This window comes from Bacteroides caecigallinarum, from assembly GCF_016902295.1.
In the GTDB taxonomy this organism is placed as follows: domain Bacteria; phylum Bacteroidota; class Bacteroidia; order Bacteroidales; family Bacteroidaceae; genus Phocaeicola; species Phocaeicola caecigallinarum_A.
This window is the reverse complement of record NZ_JACJLQ010000139.1, coordinates 1-632: the sequence shown is the minus strand read 5'-3', so window position 1 is coordinate 632 and position 632 is coordinate 1. Positions and strand designations below refer to the sequence as shown.

At 40.3% G+C, this 632-nt stretch carries 1 protein-coding gene; it reads right to left on the bottom strand.

What is annotated here, in order from left to right; all coding sequences use genetic code 11:
• Window positions 1–338 precede the first annotated feature (338 nt).
• Window positions 339–500 (bottom strand): hypothetical protein, encoded by a 162-nt coding sequence (locus H6A27_RS14520; RefSeq protein ID WP_204509200.1) that lies wholly within the window; start codon window positions 498–500, stop codon window positions 339–341.
• Window positions 501–632 lie beyond the last annotated feature (132 nt).

The following is a 632-nucleotide window of genomic DNA, read 5'->3' as shown; positions in this document are numbered from 1 at the left end:
GTTCCCATTTTCTTTCTTATATGATATTTCTATTCGCAATGAATTGTTCGTCAGTCTTTTTATAAACCTGTTCAGGTCTGTAACCAAAGTTTAAAATACATGTATATATACATGGGTAAATCTAAACTTTAAACTTGCAGTAAGCCAGAGTAGGACAGAAGTCCGCTCTTTGACTGATAGGCATTGCCTTTCTTTTTCTCCTTGCTGATTTTGTACCTTTTCATCACTCACATGAGTGGCATCAGCCTTGTATTGCTTCACCTCTGGCTTCCATCCTCTTGAATAGCTTCCGTGTTAAGACCTTTTTATGCAGAATGCGGAGTTCCGTATTTCTCTTGCTATGCCATGCCAGGTTCATGGTGAAGTACTGGAGCTATCGCCCTTATCATGTCAGTATTTCTTACCATGGAACTGTGAAACCTGTCGAGTCTGAATATGAGAACAGCATCCTTTACCATGACCAGACACAAGAATATCAGGCCATTCCCTTCACATCTCATTTAGGACGAAGCCGTGACACTTACTTTTTCCTGTTGCGAAGTTAGTGCAAGCCGCATACTGCAAGTACCAGAACCTTATTCCCTGAATTTTTTCAAAAACTTTTCCAGCTGCAGCTTTTCGGAAAACTTTTC